Annotated in this window: 19 protein-coding genes; 3 read left to right on the top strand and 16 right to left on the bottom strand. The window is 68.6% G+C overall.

Annotated elements, in window-relative coordinates:
• The 5 genes from ACYX7E_RS17410 to ilvC all read right to left on the bottom strand — a co-directional run.
• Window positions 1-1113: threonine dehydratase (locus ACYX7E_RS17410; protein ID WP_462081868.1), on the bottom strand; the 1113-nt coding region annotated here is incomplete at its 3' end.
• Entirely contained in the window at window positions 1113-2030 is a 918-nt protein-coding gene (locus ACYX7E_RS17405; RefSeq protein ID WP_462081867.1) for an aminotransferase class IV, read from the bottom strand. The genes ACYX7E_RS17410 and ACYX7E_RS17405, both read right to left, overlap by 1 nt.
• 11 nt (window positions 2031-2041) lie before the next feature.
• A complete protein-coding gene (locus tag ACYX7E_RS17400; RefSeq protein ID WP_462081866.1) occupies window positions 2042-2278 on the bottom strand; it encodes an ACT domain-containing protein in 237 nt (78 codons plus the stop codon).
• Window positions 2262-4019: an acetolactate synthase 2 catalytic subunit gene (gene ilvG / locus ACYX7E_RS17395; protein WP_462081865.1), complete on the bottom strand. Its 1758-nt coding sequence runs from the start codon at window positions 4017-4019 to the stop codon at window positions 2262-2264. Before ilvG ends, ACYX7E_RS17400 begins: the two co-directional genes overlap by 17 nt.
• Window positions 4019-5011: a ketol-acid reductoisomerase gene (ilvC, locus tag ACYX7E_RS17390; RefSeq protein WP_462081864.1), complete on the bottom strand. Its 993-nt coding sequence runs from the start codon at window positions 5009-5011 to the stop codon at window positions 4019-4021. Before ilvC ends, ilvG begins: the two co-directional genes overlap by 1 nt.
• Window positions 5012-5895: 884 nt before the next feature.
• Between ilvC and ACYX7E_RS17385 the strand changes: the two genes are divergently transcribed.
• Both ACYX7E_RS17385 and ACYX7E_RS17380 read left to right on the top strand, forming a co-directional pair.
• Window positions 5896-7185 (top strand): NnrS family protein, encoded by a 1290-nt coding sequence (locus ACYX7E_RS17385; RefSeq protein WP_462081863.1) that lies wholly within the window; start codon window positions 5896-5898, stop codon window positions 7183-7185.
• Between the two features lie 4 nt (window positions 7186-7189).
• On the top strand, window positions 7190-7588 hold the full coding sequence (locus ACYX7E_RS17380) for a SirB2 family protein (RefSeq protein WP_462081862.1): 399 nt from the start codon (window positions 7190-7192) through the stop codon (window positions 7586-7588).
• Between the two features lie 997 nt (window positions 7589-8585).
• On the opposite strand, the gene nirK is transcribed toward ACYX7E_RS17380, so the two are convergent.
• Window positions 8586-9752 carry a copper-containing nitrite reductase gene (nirK, locus tag ACYX7E_RS17375; protein ID WP_462081861.1) on the bottom strand — a complete coding sequence of 389 codons (1167 nt, stop codon included), beginning with the start codon at window positions 9750-9752 and terminating at the stop codon, window positions 8586-8588.
• 213 nt (window positions 9753-9965) lie between these two features.
• Window positions 9966-10421 (bottom strand): azurin, encoded by a 456-nt coding sequence (azu, locus tag ACYX7E_RS17370; protein WP_462081860.1) that lies wholly within the window; start codon window positions 10419-10421, stop codon window positions 9966-9968.
• Between the two features lie 184 nt (window positions 10422-10605).
• Here azu and ACYX7E_RS17365 point away from each other — a divergent pair, with 184 nt between their 5' ends.
• Window positions 10606-11022, top strand: coding sequence for a group III truncated hemoglobin (locus tag ACYX7E_RS17365; protein WP_462081859.1), 417 nt, complete (start codon window positions 10606-10608; stop codon window positions 11020-11022).
• A 44-nt stretch (window positions 11023-11066) separates the two neighbouring features.
• On the opposite strand, the gene ACYX7E_RS17360 is transcribed toward ACYX7E_RS17365, so the two are convergent.
• From ACYX7E_RS17360 to ccoO, 9 genes are all read right to left on the bottom strand, one after another.
• The gene (locus ACYX7E_RS17360; protein ID WP_462081858.1) at window positions 11067-11795 is read right to left on the bottom strand and encodes a sulfite exporter TauE/SafE family protein; all 729 of its coding nucleotides are present in this window, start codon (window positions 11793-11795) and stop codon (window positions 11067-11069) included.
• A complete protein-coding gene (gene ccoS / locus ACYX7E_RS17355; RefSeq protein ID WP_462081857.1) occupies window positions 11785-12027 on the bottom strand; it encodes a cbb3-type cytochrome oxidase assembly protein CcoS in 243 nt (80 codons plus the stop codon). The genes ACYX7E_RS17360 and ccoS overlap by 11 nt, the downstream gene beginning before the upstream one ends.
• An 85-nt stretch (window positions 12028-12112) precedes the next feature.
• Window positions 12113-14485: a heavy metal translocating P-type ATPase gene (locus ACYX7E_RS17350; RefSeq protein WP_462081856.1), complete on the bottom strand. Its 2373-nt coding sequence runs from the start codon at window positions 14483-14485 to the stop codon at window positions 12113-12115.
• A 1-nt stretch (window position 14486) separates the two neighbouring features.
• Complete coding sequence (locus ACYX7E_RS17345; RefSeq protein WP_462081855.1) at window positions 14487-15002, bottom strand: FixH family protein; 516 nt, start codon at window positions 15000-15002, stop codon at window positions 14487-14489.
• Complete coding sequence (locus ACYX7E_RS17340; RefSeq protein WP_462081854.1) at window positions 14999-16555, bottom strand: 4Fe-4S dicluster domain-containing protein; 1557 nt, start codon at window positions 16553-16555, stop codon at window positions 14999-15001. Before ACYX7E_RS17340 ends, ACYX7E_RS17345 begins: the two co-directional genes overlap by 4 nt.
• A gap of 334 nt (window positions 16556-16889) precedes the next feature.
• Window positions 16890-17189: a hypothetical protein gene (locus ACYX7E_RS17335; RefSeq protein ID WP_462081853.1), complete on the bottom strand. Its 300-nt coding sequence runs from the start codon at window positions 17187-17189 to the stop codon at window positions 16890-16892.
• Window positions 17186-18130 (bottom strand): cytochrome-c oxidase, cbb3-type subunit III, encoded by a 945-nt coding sequence (gene ccoP / locus ACYX7E_RS17330; RefSeq protein ID WP_462081852.1) that lies wholly within the window; start codon window positions 18128-18130, stop codon window positions 17186-17188. Before ccoP ends, ACYX7E_RS17335 begins: the two co-directional genes overlap by 4 nt.
• On the bottom strand, window positions 18130-18270 hold the full coding sequence (locus tag ACYX7E_RS17325; RefSeq protein ID WP_462081851.1) for a cbb3-type cytochrome oxidase subunit 3: 141 nt from the start codon (window positions 18268-18270) through the stop codon (window positions 18130-18132). Before ACYX7E_RS17325 ends, ccoP begins: the two co-directional genes overlap by 1 nt.
• On the bottom strand, window positions 18267-18908 hold the full coding sequence (gene ccoO / locus ACYX7E_RS17320; protein WP_462081850.1) for a cytochrome-c oxidase, cbb3-type subunit II: 642 nt from the start codon (window positions 18906-18908) through the stop codon (window positions 18267-18269). Before ccoO ends, ACYX7E_RS17325 begins: the two co-directional genes overlap by 4 nt.
• Window positions 18909-18913 lie beyond the last annotated feature (5 nt).

The following is an 18913-nucleotide window of genomic DNA, read 5'->3' as shown; positions in this document are numbered from 1 at the left end:
GGCCGTGACAGGCACGTCCGCGACGGTTGCATCGGTGACGGTCGCGGCGCTGGCCGTGGCCTCTGCTGCTGCCGCTGCAGCCGTGGCCTGGACCTCGGCCGGGGTCGGCGGCGACAGCACGGCGGCGACCGGCTCGCGGGTGCGGCGGCGCGGGCGTCGCGGCGGGGCCGGGCGGACCTCGGACAGCAGCCGCGCCAGCACGCCGGCATCGACGTTGCCGCCGGAGATCACCGCGCACTTGCGTTTGCCGGCGATGCGCTTGCCGGCGGCCAGCGCCAGGGCGCCGGCGCCTTCGGCGATGACGTGTTCTTCCAGCGCCAGGCGGACCAGGGTCTCGCGCAGTTCGGCCTCGCGGACGATGACCACGTCGTCGATCAGGTCTTCCAGGATGCGCTGGGTCAGGTAACCGGGCACCTTGACGCGGACGCCGTCAGCCAGCGTCGCGGCCGGGTCGCGCAGGCTGCGGTCGCCCTGCAGCGCACGCGCCATGGCGTCGACGCCTTCGACCTGCGCGCCGATGATCCTGACGCCCTGCGATTTCAGCGCCAGCGCCACGCCGGACGCCAGTCCACCGCCGCCGATCGGCACCAGCACGACGTCGGGCGACATCGCGGCCGCGATCTCCAGCCCGACCGTGCCCTGCCCGGCGATGACGTCGGGATCGTCGAAGGCCGACAGCAGCCGGAAACCGTTGTGCTCGGCCAATTCGGCCGCGAAGGCCTTGGCCTCGTCGTAGGTGTCGCCGTGCAGGCGCACGGTGGCGCCCCAGTGGGCGACGCCGGCGATCTTGGTCTCGGGGGCGTTCTTGGGCATCACCGTGATCGCCGGGATACCCAGCCGGTACGCGGCCCAGGCCATGCCCTGGGCATGGTTGCCGGCGGACGCGGTGATGACGCGGCGCTCGTCGCCGCGTTCACGCGCGGCCAGCAGCGCGTTCAGTGCGCCGCGCACCTTGTACGAGCCGGTGCGCTGCAGATTTTCCAGCTTCAGCCAGCAGCCGAAGCGTTCCGCATAGTGGGTCGGGGTCACGTCCAGGTAGCGGCGCAGCCGCGCCTGGGCCGCCAGGATGTCGCTGGCGGTGACATTGATCGTGCTGGCTACGGCAGGGTCCATCAGAGTTCCGTCAGCCAGGCATGGTGCGAACGTTCCTCGCCGCGGACGACGCGCGCATACAGCGCCGCCAGTTCCTGGCTGACCGGATTGTTGCCGAAGCTGCGCTCCTCGATCGCCGCCACCGGCGCGACTTCGGCCGCGGTGCCGCAGGCGAAGACTTCATCGGCGTCGCACAGTTCTTCCAGCGTGACCGCGCGCGTCAGCGCGCCGGTCAGCGCGATCAGCGTGTCGCGGGTGATCCCGGCCAGCGCATCGCGATGCTCGACCGCGGTCAGGCGGCCATCGTTGACCATGAACACGTTGGCGCCGGTGCACTCGACGACAAAGCCTTCGCGGTCGGTGAACAGGGCTTCGTCGAAACCGCGGGTGCGGGTCTCGCGCTTGGCCAGGATCGAATTGACGTAGGCGCCGCACAGCTTCAGCGGCGGCAGCGAATCGGCGGGGTTGCGGCGCCAGCGGCTGACGCCGATGCGCGCGCGGCCGCCGGCCAAGTGCACGCGGGTCGCAGTGGTGGCGACCATCAGGTGCTGCACGTGGCCTTCGACGTCCAGGCCGAAGCTGCCTTCGCCCGCCCAGGCCAGGGGACGGATGTAGGCGTCGCGATGCTGGTTGGCGCGCAGCGTCGCCAGCACCGCCTCGGTGGTCTGCTGCGCATCGAACGCCAGGCCCAGCAGCTCGGCGCCCTTGCGCATGCGCTCCAAGTGCTCGGGCAGGCGGAACACGGCCGCGCCGTTGGCGGTGGCGTAGGCACGGATGCCCTCGAACACGCCGCTGCCGTAATGCATGGCATGGGTGTTCAGGCCCGCCTGCAGCGCGTCGGCATCGACCAGCGCGCCGTCGAACCAGGTCTGGACCTTGTGCGCGTGGCTGGCGTCGCCACTCGTGCCGATCGGGGTGACGTTGCTGGTGGGCTGCACGGGGCTGGCGGTTACTGGCACGGCTGCACCTGCACGGAGAGGCAGTCATACAGTTTGGCAAGCTGGCCCTGCAGCGCGACGTCGGACCGTTCGCCCTCGACCGTCATGCGCAGCGTCCAGTGCTCGCCTCCTTCGCCGGTATCGCCTTCCACGCGCAGCGGACGGAAGCCACGGCGTTCGGTGGTGCCCAGCACCCGCAGCAGCGCGCCCTCGGCGTGCCGCACGGTCATCTCAAGCTGATAGCGCATTGTTGGGTTCCTCGGAATGCGTGGTGGGCGCGGCAGGCGGTTCGCCGACATCGAGCGAGGTGGCCTCGTCGGCGTCGATCATCTGCGCGTTGTTGTGGTTCGGCGGCACCAGCGGCCAGACGTTGGCGGCGGTGTCGATGGCGACGTGCAGCAGGGTCGGACCTGGCGCATCCAGCAGCGCCTGCAGCGCGTCCTCGACGTCGTCGGCACGGTCGACCGAGATCGCATCGATGCCGAACGCACGCGCGACGACCGCGAAGTCCGGGTTGTCGGATAGGTCGATCTCGGAGTAGCGGCGGTCGAAGAACAGTTCCTGCCACTGGCGGACCATCCCCAGCGCCTGGTTGTCGAGCAGGATGATCTTCACCGGCAGCTGGTAGCGCTTCAGCGTCGCCAGCTCCTGCACGTTCATCAGGAACGAGCCATCGCCGCTGACGCAGACCACACGGCGGCCAGGCGCTTCCATCTGCGCGCCGATCGCGGCCGGCAGGCCGAAGCCCATCGCGCCCAGCGCGCCGCTGGTCAGGTGCTTGCGCGGATGGTCGAACTTCCAGTGCTGCGCGACCCACATCTGGTGCTGGCCGACATCGCAGGCGACCACGGCATCGGGGGCCAGCTCGCTCATGCGCTTCAGCAGCGCCGGGGCGAACACCTTGTTGCCGGGCGCGTCGTAGCGCGCGGCGAATTTCTGGCGGCGCTGTTCGCACAGCTCGCGCCAGGCCTTGCGTGCGGCCGCGTGGCGACCGGTCATCTGCGCGGCGCACGGCGCCGCCAGGCGATGCAGGCTGGCGGCGACATCGCCGCAGACCGCGACGTCGGCGGTACGCAGCTTGCTGATCTCGCAGACATCGCCGTCGAGATGGACGATGCGTGCATGTGGCGCGAATTCGGCCAGCTTGCCGGTCGCACGGTCGTCGAAACGCGCGCCGACGACGATCAGCAGGTCCGATTCCTGCACGGCCAGGTTGGCCGCGCGCGAACCGTGCATGCCCAGCATGCCCAGGTTGGCCGGATGCGAAGGCGCCAGCGCGCCCAGGCCCCGCAGCGTCAGCACGGTCGGGATGCGGGTCAGGTCCGCGAACTCGCGGAACGCGTCCAGCGCATCGCCGAGCACGATGCCGCCGCCACCGTAGACCACGGGGCGTTCGGACTGGGAAATCAGGGCAACCGCTTCATGCAGGCTGTGGTCGGGTGCGCCCGGGGCGACATCGGCCACTGAGGGCACGTGGCTGCCCAGATGCGCGGCATCGCCGATCTGCACGTCCTTGGGCAGGTCGATCAGGACCGGCCCGGGACGTCCGGAGCGTGCGATGCGGAACGCCTCGCTGACCACGTGCGGCAGTTCGTCGACGCTGCGCAGCAGGAAGCTGTGCTTGACGATCGGCAGCGTCATCCCGAACACGTCCAGTTCCTGGAACGCGTCGGTGCCCATCAGGGGCGTCGCGACCTGGCCGGTGATGACGACCATCGGCACCGAATCCAGCATCGCGTCCGCGATGCCGGTGACCAGGTTCGACGCGCCCGGACCGGACGTGGCGACACATACGCCTACGCGCCCGCTGGCCCGTGCGTAACCGTTCGCGGCAAACGCCGCGCCCTGTTCGTGGCGGACCAGGATGTGTTTCAGCGACGCGCCATGCAGCGCATCGTAAAACGGCATGATCGCGCCGCCCGGATAACCGAAGATCGTGTCGACTCCTTCGGCCTGCAGGGCTTGCACCAACCAGCGGGCACCGTTCATTACGCAGCCTCGTTCTTTTTCTGGGGAGCGATGTTGTTGCCTTCCAGCCACACCATCTTGGCGCGCAGCTGCTTGCCGACGGCCTCGATCGGGTGGTCCATGTCGGCCTGCTTGAACTTGTTGTAGTTCGGCAGGCCGGCTTCGTACTCGGCCACCCAGTTCTTGGTGAAGGTGCCGTTCTGGATGTCGGTCAGGACGTCCTTCATGCGCGCCTTGACGCTGGCGTCGATGACGCGCGGGCCGCTGACGTAGTCGCCGTACTGCGCAGTCTCGGAGATGAACTCGAGCATGCGGGTGATGCCGCCTTCGTAGAACAGGTCGACGATCAGCTTCAGTTCGTGCAGCACTTCGTAGTACGCGATCTCGGGCTGGTACCCGGCTTCGACCAGGGTTTCAAAACCAGCCTGGACCAGCGACGAGGCGCCGCCGCACAGCACGGCCTGCTCGCCGAACAGGTCGGTCTCGGTCTCTTCCTTGAACGTGGTCTTGATGACGTTGGCGCGCGCGCCGCCCAGGCCGTCGGCATAGGTCAGGGCGAACTGCTCGGCCTTGCCGCTCTTGTCCTGGTGCACGGCGTAGATGCACGGCACGCCACGACCGATTTCATATTCGCGACGCACCAGCGCGCCCGGGCCCTTCGGCGCGACCAGCACGACGTCGAGGTCTTCGCGCGGCGAGATCAGGTCGAAATGCACATTCAGGCCGTGCGCGAACAACAGGACCGCGCCCTGCTTCATGTTGGGGGCGAGGACGTCGTTGTAGAGCTGCTTCTGCACCATGTCGGGGGTCAACACCGCGACCAGATCGGCATTGGCGACGGCTTCGGCTGGCGTCTTGACCGTGAAGCCGTCGGCCTTGGCCTTCTGCTCGGTCGGACCACCGGGGCGCAGTCCGATGGTGACGTCGAAGCCGGAGTCACGCAGGTTCAGTGCGTGCGCACGGCCCTGGCTGCCATAACCGACGACCGTGATGGAGGGTTTGCTGCTGGACATGAGGCTGGATTCCGCTGTTGGTTGATTGAAAGTAGGAAACGCTTGCCGCTCAGCACCCGGGGGGAGGTGCGGATGGCGAGGGGGTGGAACATGAAGTGATGGAGCAAGGTGCAATGGAGCAGTAGGAGAGGGAAGGGGCGTGGCGGCGGGTGGCGCGGTGACGGCCGCCAAAAAGACTGCGGCCGGTGATCGGGAGGATGTCCTCGATCAGACCGGCCGCTGGGATGGCTCGAACCTGGCTGGCAGCGCGTGTCGTCATCGACGCCTGCGAGCGGGTGGGGGTGCAGGCAGTGCCTGTGCCCGCGCGTTCATTGCGCGAACTGCAGGCGGTGGCCGTGGCACGCCCACAGCCGGCAGCCGCTGCCGTCGCACGGGGCGCGGCGCTGGTGTGACCGGATGGGAAGGCGGGGTTCGACACGGGAAGGGTCCTGGCGGCTGCGGGGAGTGGGGGAAGACGTGGGGGAGTCATAAAAAAAAACCCCGCGCTGTGAGGGCGCGGGGTCTTGGATCTTTCGATCTGGGATTTGCCTGTCAGCTACGCAAACCCCATCCCCGCTTGTTGCACGGTAATAAGAAGTACTACGAGGCTAATGAGCACCAGCGCGGACAGCCGCATGCGACCGGCGCCGGTGTCGGCGGCCTGAAGGGTCTGCAAGAGGGTGCTGCGCTGCGTCATGAGCGGCAGAAGACCATGCACGAGGTGGGCGTGTCAACAGTTTCGGGGAAAACAATTGCTGGGCGGGCTACGTCGGACGTGTAGATGTCGCGCGCGGGCCATGGCGCACCGCGACAGGGCCAGGACGCCGGGAGCCCGGTCCGATCCGGGACCGCCGCGCTTGATCCAGGTCATGGGCAGGGTGTCGACAGCGCCCGATCATGCTGCCATGCACAAGCCCTCCGCATCGCCGCAGCCGCATTCGTCCTCACCCTCGCCCGCACCCGCGTCCTCACCCGCTTCCTCGCCGCGCCCGGCATCGCTGCGCTGGCTGGGCGCTGCACCGCACCGGCTGATGTTCTTCATCGGCGCCGGCAACCTGCTGCTGGCGATGGCCTGGTGGGCCGCCTGGCTGCTGTCGGCCCGTTGGCCGGGGCTATGGTCGATGCCGCAGGCCGCGACCTGGCCGGGCTGGCTGCATGCGTTCGTGATGCAGTACCAGGTGCTGCCGAGCTTCTTCTTCGGCTTCCTGCTGACGGTGTTCCCGCGCTGGATGGGGCTGCCGGACCTGGCGCGCTGGCAGTACCTGCCGGTGGGGTTGGGCCTGATCGGTGGGCAGGCCCTGTTGCTGGGTAGTGCGTTGGGCATCGCGCCGGCGCTGACGGTCGGCCTGCTGATGACGGTCGCGGGCTGGTGCGCGGGCGTGGCCTTGCTGGGGCGGCTGCTGCTGACCGAGCAGGGACGCACCTGGCACGCGCGCTCATGCTTCGCGGCGATGGCGTTGGGCTTGCTGGGCGTGCTGTGCTTCGTGCACTTCCTGTACAGCGGGTCGCCCTGGGCGATGGTGGCCAGCATCAAGCTCGGCAGCTTCGGCCTGCTGTTGCCGGTGTACCTGACGGTGGCGCATCGCATGTTTCCGTTTTTCGCCGGCAATGTCGTGCCCGGCCACGTGGCCTGGCGACCGATGCGCTGGCTGCCGCTGGTGTGGGGGCTGCTGGGCGCGCACCTGCTGCTGGAACTGCTGCACGCTTACGCGTGGCTGTGGCTGGTCGACGTGCCGATGCTGGTGCTGGCGTTGTACACCTTGTCGCGCTGGTGGCCGGGCGCTCCTGCGCCGGGCCTGTTGCGGGTGTTGTTCATCGGGCTGGCGTGGTGGCCGCTGGGCTTCGCGCTGTACGCGGGACAGAGCCTGGCCTACCTGGCGACCGATCAGTTCCTGCTCGGTCGCGCGCCCGCGCATGCGCTGTTCATCGGCATGTTCGGCAGCCTGCTGGTCGCGATGGTGACGCGGGTGACCCAGGGGCATTCCGGGCGGCCGCTGCAGATGCCGGTCCTGGCCTGGTGGGCGTTTGCCGGCATCCAGTGCGTGGCGATCGTGCGGATCCTCGCCGAGGTGGTGGCCGACGGCGCTGCCTGGCAGGCTCTGGCCGCGGTCGGCTGGTTGCTGGCCTTGCTGCCATGGTCCATGCGGTTGGGACGGATTTACCTGTCGCCGCGCGTCGACGGTCGGCCGGGCTGATCCGGTGCTGGCGTTCTATCTGCAGATCAAGCACGTCCACATCGCGCTGGCGCTGGGTAGCGGCGCCTTGTTCGCGGTCCGCAGCCTCGCTGCATTGGCTGGCATGCGCTGGCCGCGGGCGGCGCCGGTGCGCTACTTGAGCTACACCATCGACAGTGCGCTGCTGACTGCGGCGATGATGCTGCTGACGATTCTGCCTGGCGCGATGTATGCCAATGGCTGGCTGGCGATGAAGCTGACGATGCTGGTGGCCTACATCACGCTGGGCGTGTTCGGGCTGCGGCCTGGGTATGCGCTACGGACGCGCGCGCTGTGCTGCGGTCTGGCGCTGCTGGCCTACCTGCAGATCTACTGCATCGCGCGTACGCATCACCCGTTGGGCATGTTGCTGTTGCTGGAATGAGGGGTGGCGCGCTCCTGCTCACCCATGGCTGACTCGCCGCCGCGGGCCATCCATGTCCGCGCGCCACAATCCCCTGCCGAGACGACGCACTGATGTCGGATGGGCCGATGTCTTCGACGGAGGGGCTTACATCGAGCGCCTGCCGAGGCCGAAATCCTGACGCGCACGGCAGTGGCGGGTCGGGCGGAGGTTGCGCCGAGCACACCATGGATGGCGTGCGCCCGAGTCAGGGCAGGATGCCCTGACCGAGGGAAGAGCAACCGCAGCCCGGCACGCCGCTGCAATTCCGGGTTCAACGAATCTGCTTTTGGGCTCTGTTCTCTCAGACTTGAGGGCAAGGGCTTGGCTTGGCGGGCTTCGGAAGCGGCGTCGCCCCGTCCGGGAATTGCTGCTCGGCTCGGTCAGCCCGTGCCGCTGTGCGGCCCGGTCCGGCCCGGCGCAGCACGCCGGGCGTTCGCATGGGCTGCGCGGCATGCCGCGCAAGCAGCCCCTGCTCACCCATGGCTGACTCGCCGCCGCGGGCCATCCATGGCCCGCTCTCCGCAATCCACGGCCAAGGCGACGCACTGCTGTTGGATGTGTGATGTCTTCGATGGAGGGGCTCGCATCGAGCGCCTGCCGAGGCCGCAATCCTGACGCGCACGGCAGTGGCGGGTCGGGCGGAGGTTGCGCCAAGCACGCCATGGATGGCGTGCGCCCGAGTCAGGGCAGGATGCCCTGACCGAGGGAAGAGCAGCCGCAGCCCGACCCGTCGCTGCAAATCCGACACCAGTGATCCGGCTTCGGCCCTTTTGCTCTTCTAAGCGACGCACAGCAGACACCGTGTCGGCTTCGGAAGCCGCATCCTGAAGTCTTCGGTGGCTCTGACATGCATCAAAACCTGATGCGACGTCGCGCCGATGCGGCATGAAACAGCACAGGCCGCCAACGCGCCATGTGAGGGCATGGCGGATGACGGCCTGTGCAGGGCACGCTGGTGCGGGACGTCCGCGATCGGCTACTTGCCGGGCAGCGACAGGTCCGTCTCCGGTTTGATCGAGCCGACCGGCGACGGCGTCGTCATCAAGTCGTGGTTCCAGGTGTCGCCATCGACGCGGATATGCGCGGCCGCACCGAGTTCGATCGCCTCGATCAGATTGTGGTTGAGATAGACGTGCAGGCCGGGCTGGCGGAACGTGTACAGCGCCGCACCCGCCGAGCCGCCACGGATGAACCAGGTCTCCAGATCCTTCATCGGCGCGTTGGCGAACTTGCCTTCCTCCCAGACGTAATCGCCATGGCCACCGATCAGGTGCGGACGAGTGTCACGATTGGCCTGCGAATGCACCAGCAGCACGGTCTCGCCAACCTTGCTGCGCAGCGCGTTGTCGCCGGTCAATGCACCGACCGCACCGTTGAAGACGACATGCGATGGAATCAGGCCGCGCATGGTCTGCAAGGTGTCGGGCAGGGATTCGGCATGCGAAGGGTAGGACTTGAAGTTGCCGTCGGCGTCGCGCGGCACATAGAACTCGGTCTCGCCCACATAGAACACCTTGTCATAGCGCAAGGGGCGGCCGCTGCCATCCTTCAGGCCATCGCGCGGCAACACCATGATCGCGCCGTGCATGCCCTGCACGACGTGCCAGGGTGTCATCGTGCCGCCGGGCGCGCAGTGGTAGACGAAGGTGCCTGTGCGCGTCGCCTTCCAGCGCAGCGTGACCTGCTGGCCGGGCTGGATCACGGTCAGGTCGCCGCCGCCGAGCGCGCCGGTCGCGGCATGGAAATCGATGTTGTGCGGCATGCTGTTGCTGTCGGGATTGACCAAGGTCAGCTCGACGTAATCGCCTTCATGGACGACCATCAACGGGCCGGGAATGGAGCCGCCGAACGTCATCGCATGCATCTTCGTGCCGGCGCCATCGATGACGATTTCCTGTTCGACGATCGGCAGCGTGAACTGCACCACGCTGGGGCCGCCCTTGGCGACCTGGTCGTGGTCGTGCACGAACGGCGGCCGTTTGAGCTGGACCTGCTGGTGCGGAAGTTTCGACAGGTCGGGCGCCTGGTCGAGGGTGCGCGTGGCCAGTTCGAGCGCGTCGACGGCATACGCGGGAGGCGATGTGCCCGACGTGGCGGCAAGCGCGATGGCGGCGGCGAGTACGCCGGTGCTGAAGCGGTTCATGAGGGTCTCCTGTGGTCGTTGTGTTTGTCCACGACCATGCTAGGGAGCACGCAGGAAATACGCCTTGATTGGAATCAAGCTGGATCAAGAAACCGGTGCGAACGCATGAAATAAAACCGGGGTCGGCGTCGACTTTCCAGAAACGGAAACGTCGACACCGACCCCGGTTTTCATGGGACCGGTGGCGTGGGCCCGGTATTTGCCGGTCGCTGCTCAGGGAGCGACGACGAGCTTGCCGCGCATCAGTGCCGAATGGCCCGGGAACGAACAGAAGAACGTGTAGTCGCCACCCGCCCGCAGTGCGCTGGCCGGGAACGTCGCGGTCGTGGTCTGGCCACCGCCGATCAGTTTGGTCGAGCCCAGCACGCGCTTGTCGCCGGCCGGCAGGTAGTTGCCGGCGGCACCGGCCTTGAGGCCGTCGCGGGCGACGTTGGCGGCATCGGCGGTGGTGGTCACGACGACGTTGTGTCCCATCGCCGTCACCGGCAGCGCGCCGCTGTGGTGCAGTTCGATGTTGATCGTGCGACAGCCGGCCGACACGGTGACGGTCTTCTGGTCGAACTGCATGCGATCGTTGCTGTCGAGCTTGATGGTGCAGTTGGCGGCTGCCTGGGCGGCACCGCCGGCACCGAGCAGGGCCACGGCGAGCAGCAGGGAGGAGGTCTTCATGGTGGGGCTCCGTCTTGGATGGGGTTCTGTGTGGACGCCATGATCCCACCATGTGCGTCGCGATGCCTTGATCTGGATCATTGGGCGGTCTGCGGCGGCGGTCCATGATGTCGATGTTCGCGCCGGCACCCGCTGCAGGCGCGCCGAGTGCCCGTCCGGCACGCCCACCACGCTGCCGAGCCCGATGACCTCTCCATCCTCCCCACGCCCACCCGGCCCGGACCTGTGCAGCGAAGCCGAGGTCACCCGGCTGGTGCATGCGTTCTATGCGCGCGTGCGCGCCGATGCGCAGCTGGGGCCGGTGTTCGAGGCGCATGTCGACGATTGGCCGATGCACCTGGCAACGCTGGTGGACTTCTGGTCGGCGATGCTGCGTGGCACCCGGCGCTTCCGTGGCGCGCCGATGCAACGGCACATGGTCATTGACGGCATGGAGGCGGCGTTGTTCAGGCGCTGGCTGGCCCTGTTCGCGCAGACCACGGCGGAACTGGGCAATTCGGACCTGCAGCAGCAGGCCGACGACATGGCGGCGCGCATCGCCGACACGTTCTGGCAGCGCTACCAGTTGCAACGGGGACAGCGGGCGCCGTCGCGGTTGTGACGTCATGGCTGTCGCGCTGCGCGGCAGGCGAGGCCAACGGCCGTTCAGCGCGGCAGCGGCGTGCAGCCCAGCGCCGACAGCAAGCCGTGCAGGGCAGGTACCTGCATCAGCCATGGGGCCGAGATCGTCAGCAGTCCCATCGCCAGCACCAGGCCTGCGGCGGTATAGCGCAGGCGCGGGCGCTGCAGCCAGCCGACGATGCGCTGGCCCGACCAGGTCAGCGGCAACATCACCGGCAGCGTGCCGAGGCCGAAGGCGGCCATCGTCAGTGCGGCGTTGACCGCATTCGCCTGCAACCACGCGACGCCGAGCAAGCTCAGGCTCAGTCCGCAGGGCAGCCAGCCCCACAGCATGCCCAGCAGGATCCGGCGCGGCGCGGTGTTGGCCGGCAGCAGGCGTCGTTGCAGCGGCGCAAGCCACGACCACACACGCAGGCCCGGACGCGGCATCGCGCCGAACAGCCGCTCGCGCCCGAACAGCCGCAAGGCGACCAGCACCAGCGCGACACCGACCAGCATGCGCAGGCCGATGCCGAGCCAGGGGTTGCCGAGCACGCCCAGCAGGCCATGTCCGATGCCGCCGACGATCGCGCCCGCCAGCACGTAACCGGCGACGCGGCCCAGGTTGGTCTGGATCGCCAGTGACCAGCCGCGATGCCTCGGCGAGGCCGCCGAGAATCCGGTAGCGATGCCGCCACACATCGCCGCGCAGTGCAGGCCGCCCAGCAGTCCGCTGACCAGGGCCGCCAGCAGCACCAGCCAGTCAATCGGCATCGTGGCGAGGGTCCTTATGGCGAGGGGCCTTGCCTGCGTGCCTCGCGGGATCCGCGTCGTGGCGACCATCGCGACCATCGCGCGACGGTGGGGCATCGTCATCGACAAGGATGTCGAGGGGCGGGGTGTCGAGATCGTCGAACTGGCCACGACGCACGGCCCAGGCGAAGGCCCAGATCGCCACGCCCAGCAGCACGATGCTGATCGGGATCATCAACAGCAGGATCCTCATGCGCGCAGGTCCGCGAGGGCCGTCGCACTATGCGACCGCAGGGCGTCGCGGGCGATCGGTGTGAGGCAGGACAGGGTGGCGCGGTTCATGTCGGCATCCGGGTCAGTCGCAGCGCGTTCAGGGTCACCGCCAGCGATGACAATGCCATCCCCAGGGCCGCGATCCACGGCGTGACCAGTCCTGCCGCCGCCAGCGGGATCGCCAGCAGGTTGTAGGCCAGCGCCCAGCCGAGATTCTGCGCGATCACGCGTTGCGTGCGCCCCGCGATCGCGATCGTCGCCGGGATCCGCAGCAGCGTGCTGCCGGTCATCACCAGGTCCGCCGCGCGCTGCGCCAGCGACGCGCCTTCGCCCATCGCCATCGAGACGTCGGCACCTGCGAGCACGGGCGCATCGTTGAGGCCATCACCGATCATCGCGACGATCCGGCCTTCGGCCTGCAGCGTGCGTACCCGCGCAAGCTTCTGTTCCGGCGACTGCCGCGACTGTGCGTCGTCGATGCCGAGCCTCAGCGCGGAGGCCGCGACCGGCGCCGCGGCATCGCCACTGGACAGGTGCAGCTGCAGACCCAGGACACGCAGCCGCGCCAGCGCATCGGCGGCATCTGTGCGTTCTTCCTCGCGCAGGGTGAAGCAGGCCACGGGCTGCACGCCATTGCCCAGCCACAGCCGGCCATCGTCGGGACGGCCGGCGGCGAACAGCGCCTGGCCGAGTTTCCAGTGCCGTCCGGAGACGTCGCCTTCGATACCGCGCCCGGGCGCTGCGACGACCGACTGCGCGGGCAGCCCCTGGTCGAAGGCTGCGAAGGCGGCGGCGATCGGATGGTTGGCGTCGCGTTCGAGCGCGGCCGCGATCGCCAGCACCCGCTCCCGATCGTGGCCGTCGAAGGTCTCGACGCTGGCCAGTGCGGGCTGCGAGGTCGTCAAGGTGCCGGTCTTGTCGAACACGATGTCGGTCGCGCGCGCCAGCGTCTCCATCGCGTCGGGACGTGTTGCCAGGACGCCCAGCCGCGCCAGTGTGCCGTGCGCGGCCGCCAGCGCGGTCGGCACCGACAACGACAGCGCGCAGGGACAGCTGATGACCAGCAGGGCCAGCGTGACTTCGAGCGCACGCGAGGGGTCGTACCAGCGCCAGCCGAGGTAGACCAGCACCGCGGTCAGCAGCAGCCCGGTCACGAAGCGCGAGCCGATGCGGTCGGCCAACTGCGCCGCGCGTGGACGGTGCGCCTGCGCCTGCTCGACCAGGCGGGTCAGTTGCGAGAGCCGGGTCTGCGGTCCGGTGCAGGTCACGCGCGCGCGCGCCGGCATCTCGCGGCAGGCGGTGCCGGCATACAGCGCATCGCCGGGCTGTTTCAGCACCGGGCTGGATTCGCCGGTCAGCAGCGATTCCTCGAACAGCGCTTCGCCATCGAGCAGCACGCCATCGGCGGGAGCGCTGTCGCCGACGCCCATCCAGACGATATCGCCGACCGCGAGCTCGGCGACGGGGACGGCCTCGCGGCTGCCATCGGCGCGCTCGCGGGTCGCGAACGCCGGGCGTGCGCGCGCCAGCGCATCGACCTGCGCGGTCGCCGAGTGGCGCGCGCGCTGTTCCAGCATCCGTGCGGCCAGCAGCAGGAAGACGAACATGACGGCAGCGTCGTACCAGACGTGCGGGCCGCCGCGGATGGTTTCGACCAGGCTGGCGAAGTAGGCCAACAGCGTCGAGGTGGCGATCAGCGCATCCATGCCGACATGGCGCTGGCGCAGTTCGCGCCAGCCGCCGATCAGGAACGGCCAGCCGGCGTAGAACACCACCGGCGTCGATAGCAGGAAGGTGATCCAGCGGAAGAAGTCGCGGGTGGCCGCCGGCATCTGGTTGTCAAAATCCAGGTACAGGGCCTCGGCCATCATCATCGCCTGCATCGCGCCGAGCCCGGCCACGCCCAGCCGCAGCAACCAGCGGTTGCGTTCGCTGACGCGCGCGCGCTCGCGTTCGTCGCCGCCGGCCAGGTAGGGGCGATAGCCCAGTGCGAGCAGCGGTTGCAGGATCCGCGACAGCTGCGCGCGCGCGGGATCCCAGCTGATGCGGATGCGGCCGGTGACGGCGTTGGCGGTGATCTCGAGGACACCGGGCTCGCGCGAGACCGCGCGGTCGATCAGCCAGGCGCAGGCGGCGCAGCGCATGCCGTCGGTCAGCAGGGTGATGCGCCTGCCGCCTTCGACGTCATGCGCGTGTTCGCGCTGCAGGTCGTCGCGGTCCCAGAGGCGCAGGTCCAGCGGCGTGGGATCGACGCGCGCGGACTTGCTGCTGCGCAGCCGGTAGTAGTCGTCGAGGTTGGCGTCGTGGATCCAGCGCGCCGCGGCCGCGCAGCCTCCGCAGCAGTAAGTGCGTGAGGGCGCGCCAGCCTCGCGCACCGGATGCGCCGGCAGCGGTTCGCCGCAGTGGTGGCAGCCCGCCGTGGCGGGTCGGTCGTTCATCTCAATGCGGCGTCAGCGCCGGCGCCAGGCGTGCCGCGTGCTGCGCACGCGGCAGGCGTCCCTGCAAGCGCCAGCTGCCGTCCTCGGCGCCCAGCTGCACGACCCAGTCGTGGCTGTCGTCGAGGGCGTGTGGCGCGTGCCAGCCGGTCGCCGACGGCTTCAGCGCCAGCACCAGGTCTTCGCTGGCGGCGGTCGGATGCTGCAGGGTCAGCTGCAGCGGCTGCTGGCGGGCGAAATCGCCGCTGACGGCGATGACATCGATGCTGCCGTCCTCGGCGCGCAGCAGCGCACTGAGCTGGCGCTGCGCCGCGGCCTGGTCGGCGGCCAGGTCGGTGGTCTGGATCTGCGAGACGCGCTGCACCTCGTCGCGCACGACGTCGGTACCGCCGGTACGCACCGCGACGACGACCAGGCCGACACCGGCCACGATCGACAGCAGCGGCAGGCCGACCACCAGCCACATCACGGGAATGCCCCACAGCGAGCGTTTGGGCGAGGAGTCTTGCGGGTCGTTCATGGCGTGGGTCCGAAGAAACTGCTGTCGACGATCTCGTGCGAGCGGCCGTCGTCGCTGTCGATGAAGAAGCGGATGTCGTGGCGGCCGCTGACGGTCTCCGGTGCGGCGGTCAGCACCAGCGGGAACGACACCACCGCCTCGGGCGCCGCAGGCACCATGGTCGCGGCGTCCTTCAACACGATGCCCGGTGTCGCCGATTCGATCCGCACCCGGTAGCTGCGTGCGCGGTCGGTCTTGTTGACCAGCTTCAGCATGTAGCCGTTCTCGATGGTGCCGTCGGCGGTCTCGCGGTACAGGGCGTTGCGATCGCGCAGGACTTCGGCGATCAGGTCGCTGCGCGTGCCCACGCCGACGGCCCAGGCGATCATGAAGCCGAGCAGCAGCGTGCCATAGAGGAAGATGCGCGGACGCAGCACGCGCGTGGGCTTGCCGTCGATCGCGTTCTGGGTCGCGTAGCGGATCAGGCCGCGCGGATAGCCGACCTTGTCCATGACCTCGTCGCAGGCGTCGATGCAGGCGCCGCAGGCGATGCATTCGTATTGCAGGCCGTTGCGGATGTCGATGCCGGTCGGGCAGACCTGCACGCAGATCGTGCAGTCGATGCAGTCGCCCAGCGCATCGGGCGCGAACTTCGGCAGCGGCTCGGCCTGGGCCAGGTCGCCGTCGAAGGTGATCGTCTTGCTGACCTGCAGGCGGTTGTCGGCCGCGGTCGGGTGGTGGTGGGTGCGGAAGACGTAGTCGTAGGCGGTGATCTTGTCGAGCAGGCCGCGCGCGCGCTCAAGCACGCTGCCGAGGCCGCGCTTGCGCGGGCCGCGCGGTTCGCCGCGCATCGGGTCATAGGCGATGATCAGCGTGTTGCGGTCGAACATCGCGCTCTGGAAGCGTGCGTAGGGGCACATGTACTTGCAGACCTGCTCGCGCAGGAAGCCGGCGTTGCCCCAGGTCGCCAGCGCGTAGAACAGCACCCAGAAGGTTTCCCAGCCGCCCCAGGACAGCGACCACAGCCGCGTCGACAGCTCGGTGATCGGGGTGAAGAAGCCGACGAAGGTGAAACCGGTCCACAGCGCGAAGACCGCCCACAGCAGGTGTTTGCTGCCCTTGCGCAGCAGCTTCTCGCGGTTCCAGGGGCCGGCGTCGAGCTTCATGCGCTTGCTGCGGTCGCCTTCGGTGCGGCGCTCCATCCACAGGAAGACTTCGGTCCACACCGTCTGCGGGCAGGCATAGCCGCAGAACAGCCGTCCGGCGAGCGCGGTGAAGAAGAACAGCGCCATCGCCGCGATGATCAGCAGCAGCGCCAGGAACAGGAAGTCCTGCGGCCAGAACGTCAGGCCGAAGACATGGAACTTGCGCGCGGGCAGGTCGAACAGCACGGCTTGGCGCCCGTCCCAGCGCAGCCACGGGAAGGCGTAGAACATGCCCAGCAGCCAGATCACGGCGGCGATGCGCAGGTTGTTGAGGCGCCCGGAGACGTCGCGGGGATAGATCTTGCGCTCGCTGACGTACAGCGAGTTGCCCTGGTCATCGATGACGTCCAGAGGAATCCTGCGTGTCATGCCGCACCCGGAGACAAGGGGCGCAATGCCTGCGCTGACGCGGACAGCCATCGGTCGGGCGGGTGGTCGCGGAGATCGCTGCGCGCGCGATCCGTGCGGCGCGTGGGGAAGCTTGGCTGGATGCGTTTCATCTGGCTCACGGGGATCGCAATGCCGGCGGACGACGACATGCGGAAAGGACGGCAGCAGCGCTGCTGCTGCGGATTGTCCGCGCGTGGTATCGACGGTGGCAGTGACCGAGTGTCGCAGCGTGCCTGGATAGCGCGCCGCACGTGCGCGGCGATGCGTGGCGAGGCGGTCGGCAGTCGCACGGCGAGCGGCAGTGTGGCAGCGATCATCGGTCGGGCGGCAAAGCGCGGTTGAAACGGCTGGCCGGTCGCAGCAGGATCCAGGTGAACAGGCTCGACGACGCGGTCGCCAGCCAGAACATGAAGAAGCCCAGCGTATAGCCCAGCTCCCGCGTCATCGGCAGGTCGGGAAAGGTCATGTCGCGCAGCGTCAGCGGATCGACGATGGCGAAGAACACCATCGTCGCCACGCCCGCGGCGAAGAAGCTCGGCCACAGGATCGCACCGATCCGCTGCGCCAGCGGGCGCGGCGGATGGTCGAAGCGGGGCTCGGAGAAGTCGGTCATTGCGCCTGGGTCTGTGCCTGGGTGCCGCTGCCATTGGACAGCGACCACACATACGCCGCAACCAGTCGCGAACGCGTTTCGCCCAGCAGCTCGCGGTGCGCGGGCATGGTGCCGTGACGCCCTTCGTTGATGGTCTTGCGCATGCTGTCGGTGGTGTTGGCGTACAGCGTGCTGCGCTGGGTCAGGTCGGGTGCGCCAAGTTCCTGGTTGCCCTTGGCGTCCGGCCCATGGCAGGCGATGCACAGGCCCTGGTAGAGCTTCTCGCCGCGCGCGGCCAGATAGTCGCCGCGCAATGCGGCTTCCGGATCGGCCTGGCGCATCACGCGCACGTAGGCGATGACCTGGTCGACCGCAAGCTCGCCGCCGATGCCTTCGAGCACGCTGCCCAGCGGCGGCATGATGCCGTCGCGTCCGTCGAGCACGGTCTGCAGGATGCGGTCCGGGCTGCCGCCCCAGTTCCAGACCTTGTCGGTCAGGTTGGGATAGCCCGGTGCGCCGGTTGCCGACGAGCCATGGCAGGCCGCGCAGGTGTTGGCGAAGATCGAACGTCCCAGCGCCAGCGCCTGCGGATCGCCGGCGAGCTGGTCGATCGGGCGATTGGCGTAGACGCCGAAGGTTTCCTCCAGCCGCGCGTCGTTGCGGGCCTTGTCGGCATCGTGCTCGCTGGCCGAACTCCATCCGCTGGTGCCGGCCAGGTTGCCCAGGCCCGGATACCAGACCAGGTAGCCGATGCTGAAGACGATGGTCAGGTAGAACAGGTTGATCCACCACTTGGGCAGCGGCTTGTTGTATTCGGTCAGGTCACCGTCCCAGACATGGCTGGTGTCTTCCGGGCGCGGGTCGCCGGGACGGCGTTTGGCCGTCCACCACAGCAGCCAGACGCAGCCGACGATGTTGAGTGCCACCAACGCGATGACATACCAGGACCAGGCGTTGCTCATCATTTGCGCGTTTCCTCGTCTTCCGCCAGCGGCAGTTGCGCGGCGGCATCGAAATCCGATTTGCGTTTGGGGCTCCAGGCCCAGATCCAGCCGCCGAGGAACAGCACCAGCAGGCCAGTGGTGACGATGCCCGAGATCATTGCGGGCCTCCCTTCGGGGCGTGCCGCCCCAGTCCCTGCAGATAGGCGACGACGGCGTCGAGTTCGGTCTTGCCCGCCAGTGCTTCGGGGGCTTCGGCGATCTCCTCGTCGCTGTAGGGATCGCCCAGACGCTGCAGTGCCCGCAGGTTGCGCACGGTCTGCTTGACGTCGACGGTGTTGCGCGCCAGCCACGGATACGACGGCATGTTGGATTCGGGCACCACGTCGCGCGGGTTGATCAGGTGGGCGCGGTGCCAGTCGTCCGGATAGCGGCCACCCACGCGCGCCAGGTCCGGCCCGGTGCGCTTGCTGCCCCACTGGAACGGGCGGTCGTAGACCGATTCGCCGGCCAGCGAGTAGTGGCCGTAGCGCTCGGTCTCGAAGCGCAGCGTGCGCACCATCTGCGAATGGCAGTTGTAGCAGCCTTCGCGGACATAGACGTCGCGTCCGGCGACTTCCAGCGGCGGGTAGGGCTTGACGCCGGGCAGCGGCTCGATGGCCTCGGCCTGGTACATCAGCGGGATGATCTCGGCGAGGCCGCCGAAGGACACCGCGACTGCGATCAGCACCGCCATCAGGCCGATGTTCTTCTCGACCTTCTCGTGCGCGTGCGGTTTGTGCTCGTGTTCGTTGCTCATATGCG

The organism is Luteimonas sp. RIT-PG2_3 (assembly GCF_054902115.1).
Note: the sequence above shows the minus strand (reverse complement) of the source record. Positions and strands in the feature narration are given on the sequence as shown.